This window comes from Kitasatospora sp. NPDC001539, assembly GCF_040298565.1.
Taxonomy (GTDB): Bacteria; Actinomycetota; Actinomycetes; order Streptomycetales; family Streptomycetaceae; genus Kitasatospora.
In genome coordinates, this window is the sequence record NZ_JBEPAK010000443.1 from 1 (window position 1) to 2,396 (window position 2,396).

3 protein-coding genes are annotated in these 2,396 nt (G+C 71.9%); 1 reads left to right on the top strand and 2 read right to left on the bottom strand.

Going from position 1 to position 2,396, the window contains the following annotated elements:
- Nucleotides 1-42 precede the first annotated feature (42 nt).
- Complete coding sequence (locus tag ABT247_RS33045; protein ID WP_350750229.1) at nucleotides 43-903, bottom strand: MHYT domain-containing protein; 861 nt, start codon at nucleotides 901-903, stop codon at nucleotides 43-45.
- A gap of 294 nt (nucleotides 904-1,197) precedes the next feature.
- Nucleotides 1,198-1,683, bottom strand: a complete 486-nt coding sequence (locus tag ABT247_RS33050) for a VOC family protein (protein ID WP_350750230.1) — start codon at nucleotides 1,681-1,683, stop codon at nucleotides 1,198-1,200.
- Nucleotides 1,684-1,804: 121 nt separating this feature from the next.
- On the opposite strand from ABT247_RS33050, the gene ABT247_RS33055 reads away from it, so the two are divergent.
- On the top strand, nucleotides 1,805-2,239 hold the full coding sequence (locus tag ABT247_RS33055) for a MarR family winged helix-turn-helix transcriptional regulator (protein ID WP_030235202.1): 435 nt from the start codon (nucleotides 1,805-1,807) through the stop codon (nucleotides 2,237-2,239).
- The last annotated feature ends 157 nt before the right edge of the window (nucleotides 2,240-2,396 follow it).

Below are 2,396 nucleotides of genomic sequence, written 5' to 3' on the forward strand. Positions count from 1 at the left end.
GGTGGGACCCCGGCCGGACGTCGTCGTTCCTGCTCCCCGGCGTCAGCGCCGGGCGCGGGCCTCGCCCACCGGCCGCCGCGGCTGCTGCGGCGGCACCCGGGAGGGCCCGGTGCCACCCGGGGTGAAGGAGGCACGCGGCGGCAGCGGGGCCGCCGGACCGACCAGCACCGGCTGGGAGGCGTTCTTGCTCGGCGAGACGGCGAAGGCCAGTGCGCCGAAGAACACGTAGCAGCCGAGCCCGACCCCGAGCGGGAAGATGAACTCCAGGGCCATCACGCCGTTCTGTGTGGAGTGCGAGAGGTCCAGCCGGACGGACAGCGCCGCCATCCCGGTGTAGTGCATCGCGCAGACGGCGACGCCCATCACCGGAGCGGCGGCCAACACGGCGAGGGTGCCCCGGATGTTCAGCGCCGCCCAGAGCGCGGCGGTGGCCGCGAACACCGCGATGGCGACCGACAGCCACACCGTGAACCGGTCGTAGTGGAGGAAGCCGGGCAGGACCATCGCGGCCATGCCGAGGTAGTGCATCGCGGCGACCCCCAGTCCGGTGGTCAGCCCACCGGCCAGCAGCGCCAGGAGGGGCCGGCGGCGCCAGTACCCGACGGTGAACAGCCCGATGCCGACCACCGCGACGGCGACCAGCAGGCTGAGCACGGTCAGCCCGGGCTGGTAGGTGATCTCGATTCCGGTGACGGAGAAGCCGAGCATCGCGATGAAGTGCATGGACCAGATGCCGGCGCCGAGCGAGGTCGAGGCGAAGAGCAGCCAGACCGCCTTGGTGCGGCCGTGTGAGACGAGTGCCCAGCGGGCGCTGCGCAGGGCGACGAAGGCCCCGAGGCAGGCGACGAAGTACGAGACCGCCGGTGTCACCCAGCCGTGGTCGGCATGATGGATCTCACCCAAGAGAGCTCCCAGGACGGTTGCGGGGATGCGGGCGCCGGGTCTCGGGGCGGAGGCGGGGGACCGGATACGGGGGTCGGTGGGGCGCGCGGAGGTGGGCGCGGAGGGGGCTCCGCCATGGGGAGACCCTGGCGTGTGGTGCCCCTGACAACGGGGACAGTAGCCACTACCCGCCGGTCGCACAAGGCTCAGGGTTTCACGAAGTCCCAGGCCAGGGTGGACCTTTACGCAGTCTGCATGATCTCGGCACCAAGCCCTGACAGGGCCCTTGCACGGCCTTCGGGCCCCGCTTGTGGGTTACTCCAGCGGTGCCAGCCCGAACGGGTGCCCCGCTGGGTCGATCAGCACCTTCAGCGTGCGGCCGTGCTGGTAGCCGGGCTCGGTCGCGCCGAGTTCGAGGGCCCTGGCGGTCGCCTCGTCCAGGTCGTCGACGTAGAAGTCCAGGTGGAAGTGCTTGCTGCCGTCCGGCTCGGTCCACGGCTCCGGCCGGTAGCCGCTCACCCGGCCGAAGCCGAGCGGGCTGCCGCCCTCCGGGTTGTCCAGGATCGCGAAGTGCTCGTCCACGTGCCGGGTCTCCCAGCCGAGGAGCTCCCCGTAGAAGGAGGCCAACGCGACGGGGTCGGCGCAGTCGATGGTGACCATGGCGAGCCGGGCGAAGCCGCTGTCGCCCCGCCCGGGCTGGGTGCCCCGCCCGGACGGCGCGGGCGTGGCGGACTGCTCGTACGGCGCGGGGGGCGCGTACGGCACGTACGGCGCGGGCGGCTCGGCGGCGACGTCGGACATGGCTGGTCGGCCCTTCCTGGGCGGGAGTGGTGACCTCATGACCAATATGGCACCGGGCCGATCTTCCGGCACGGCGGGAACGCGTTTTTCTTTAGCGAGAGTAATGACGTAAGCTAAAGAGATGCCCGAGATGTCCGAGCAGGACCTCGCAGCGATCTCACAGCTGCGGTCGTCCACCATGCGCCTCTCCCGACGACTCAAACACCAACGGGTGGAGGAGTCGCTGAGTCCCACCGAGATGGGAGTGCTGGGCACCCTCGCCCGGTGCGGGAAGGCGACGCCGGGTGAGCTCGCCCGGAAGGAGCACGTGCAGCCTCCTTCGATGACCAGGATCGTCGCGATGCTGGAGGAGAAGGGGCTGGTGCGGCGGGAGCCGCACCCCGAGGACCGCCGCCAGGTGGTCGTCAGCAGCACCGAGCAGGCCGAGACGATCCTCGCGGAGAGTCGCCGGCGCCGAAACGTCTGGCTCGCCGAGCTCGCCCAAGGGCTCGACGAGGAGGAATGGGCCGTCCTCCGCGAGGCCGCGCCCGTGCTCTACAAACTCGCACACCTCTAGGCACACCGAACCCGGCCACGGCCGCCGGGAGACGAAGGAGCACCGCATCACCGCAGGACCGACCACCGACACCAGGAGCGCGACGGCCGCCCCCCCCCCCGCCGCCCCCCCCCCGGGGGAGCACCAGTAACCCCCCCGCGGCCGCCGCCCCCCCCCC

Coding starts and splice junctions, on each gene's coding strand:
- ABT247_RS33050 (WP_350750230.1), bottom strand. CDS start 1,683: ATGTCCGACGTCGCCGCCGAGCCGCCCGCGCCGTACGTGCCGTACGCG.
- ABT247_RS33055 (WP_030235202.1), top strand. CDS start 1,805: ATGCCCGAGATGTCCGAGCAGGACCTCGCAGCGATCTCACAGCTGCGG.